Here is a 2389-nt window from a genome sequence, read left to right as displayed (position 1 = left end):
CTGGTGGCCTCCACCGGCGTGATCGGCGAACACCTGCCGCTCGAGCCGTTCGCCACGGGCATCCCCCTCGCCGCCCTCGAGCTCTCGGTAGCAAGCGGCGGCGCCAACGCGGCGCGCGCCATCATGACCACCGACGCGCGCCCGAAGGAGGCGGCGGTCACGTTCTCGGGCGACGGCATCGGCTACGACGGCTGCACGTTCACGGTGGGCGGCATGGCGAAGGGCTCGGGCATGATCATGCCGAACATGGCCACCATGATAGCCGTGCTCACCACCGATGCGCCGGTGCGCCCCGACGCGCTGCACGCCGCCCTCTCCCGCGCGGCGGGCCGCAGCTTCAACAAGGTCACGGTCGATTCCGATACGTCCACGAACGACTCGTGCTTCCTGTTCTCCAATGGCGGCGCCACGTCGAGCACCGTTCCCTTCCATCCGGGCTCTCCGGCGCTCGCCCGCTTCGAGCAGGCGCTCGAAGCCGTGTGCCAGAACCTCGCGCGCCAGATGGCCGCCGACGGCGAGGGCGCCACGCGCCTCGTCACCGTGAACGTGACGGGCGCCGCCACGCCGGCCGACGCCGATGCCGCCGCGCGAGCCGTCGCGAACTCCCCGCTCGTCAAGACGGCTGTCTACGGCCACGACGCCAACTGGGGCCGCGTGGCCATGGCCATCGGCAAGTCGGGCGCCGCCTTCCGCCAAGAAGACGCCGCCATCGACATCATGGGCCTGCCCGTGTGCCGCGGCGGGCTCACCGTCCCCTTCGACGAGGACGAGGCGCTCCGGCGCTTCGAGAACCCCGAAATCGCAATCGACGTCGACCTCGGCGCCGGCGACGCCGCCACCACGGTTTGGACCTGCGATTTCAGCCACGATTACGTCACGATCAACGGAGATTACCGCTCATGAAGTACGCAAAGGACACGCGCCCGAAAGGCGTATCGCACAAGGCCGCGGAAGTGCTCGTCGAGGCCCTTCCCTGGATCAAGAACATCACCGGTAAGACCGTCGTCATCAAGTACGGCGGCTCGGCCATGGTCGACGAGCAGCTGCGCGCCGACGTCATGAACGACATCGTGCTGCTGAAGATCGTCGGCGTGAATCCCGTCATCGTGCACGGCGGCGGCAAGGCCATCACCGAGGCCATGGAATTCGTGAACCTGCCCGTGGAGTTCAAGGACGGTCAGCGCGTCACCACGCCCGAGGCCATGGATCTCGTGCGCACCGTGCTCATGGGAAAGGTGAACCAGGAGCTCGTGGAGGCCCTGAACGAGCACGGCAACTTCGCCGTGGGCGTGTCCGGCGCCGACGCAGGCGTCATCGTGGCCGAGCAGGCCAGCCCCGACCTGGGCCGTGTGGGCCGCATCACGCGCATCAACCGTCCGCTGCTCGACGACCTCGTGAACGCCGACTACATTCCCGTGGTCGCATCGGTCGCGCTCGGCGAGGACGGCGGCTTCTACAACGTGAACGCCGACATGGTGGCGGGCCACATCGCCGCCGCCATCGGCGCGCACAAGGTGGTGTTCCTCACCGACGTGGATGGCCTCTACGAGAACTTCGAGGACAAGTCCACGCTCATCTCGAACCTCACGCTCTTCGAGGCCCAGTACCTCATCGAGAACGACGTGGTGTCCACCGGCATGATCCCCAAGCTGAAGTCGTGCGTCACCGCGCTCGACGCCGGCGTGTTCCGCGCGCACATCCTGAACGGAACCACGCCGCATTCGCTGCTCCTTGAGCTTCTGACCAGTACCGGCGTAGGCACCACCATGCACTCCACGGAAGAGGCGTGCAAGTTCGACGCCCATCCGCTGGGCAACTTCGCCTCCAAGCTGCTGGAGAACCGCGAGCAGGCGGCCGCGCAAGCCGCTGCCGCCGAGCGCTTCGTGGGCTGATCGCCGATACCCGCTGACCGGCGAAGGGGCCGCGTGCCCCTTCCCGCATCGCGCGAAAGGCAGCTCTGCAACAACCGAACGGAAGGATCGCCATGAGCCTTGAGAGGCAGCAGGAACTGGAAGAACGCTACGTCATGCACACGTTCGGGCGCAAGCCCGTCGAGTTCGTACGCGGCGCCGGCATGGTGCTCGAGGACGACAAGGGCCGTGCGTACCTGGACTTCATCGCCGGTATCGGCGTCATCAGCCTGGGGCACTGCCATCCGGCCGTCGTCGATGCGCTCCGGCAGCAGGCGGAGAAGCTCATCCACGTGAGCAACTACTACTATATTGAAGGCCGTGGGGAAGTGGCTCGCCGCCTCTCCGACCTGCTCAACCACGGCGCCCCCGAGGACGCGGAGCCGTGGCAGAGCTTCTTCGCGAACTCGGGCGCCGAGGCCAACGAGTGCGCCATCAAGCTGGCGCGCCTGCACGCCCGCAAGCGGGCGGAGGCGCAG

Annotated in this window: 3 protein-coding genes; all 3 read left to right on the top strand. The window is 67.5% G+C overall.

The genetic code is table 11. The annotated features are described in order from the left end of the window. Positions 1 to 903: bifunctional glutamate N-acetyltransferase/amino-acid acetyltransferase ArgJ (gene argJ, locus GPA_RS00430; protein ID WP_041238672.1), on the top strand; the 903-nt coding region annotated here is incomplete at its 5' end. Next, entirely contained in the window at positions 900 to 1892 is a 993-nt protein-coding gene (argB, locus tag GPA_RS00425; RefSeq protein WP_015538625.1) for an acetylglutamate kinase, read from the top strand. The genes argJ and argB, both read left to right, overlap by 4 nt. A 92-nt stretch (positions 1893 to 1984) precedes the next feature. Next, on the top strand, positions 1985 to 2389 hold a 405-nt coding region (locus tag GPA_RS19860), incomplete at its 3' end, for an aminotransferase class III-fold pyridoxal phosphate-dependent enzyme (RefSeq protein WP_041238671.1).

Origin of the sequence: Gordonibacter pamelaeae 7-10-1-b (genome assembly GCF_000210055.1) — a bacterium.
In the GTDB taxonomy this organism is placed as follows: domain Bacteria; phylum Actinomycetota; class Coriobacteriia; order Coriobacteriales; family Eggerthellaceae; genus Gordonibacter; species Gordonibacter pamelaeae.
This window is presented reverse-complemented; position numbering and strand designations above follow the sequence as displayed.

What these genes read in the sequence shown, in the direction of transcription:
- argB (WP_015538625.1), top strand. Translation starts at nt 900, where the DNA reads ATGAAGTACGCAAAGGACACGCGCCCGAAAGGCGTATCGCACAAGGCC.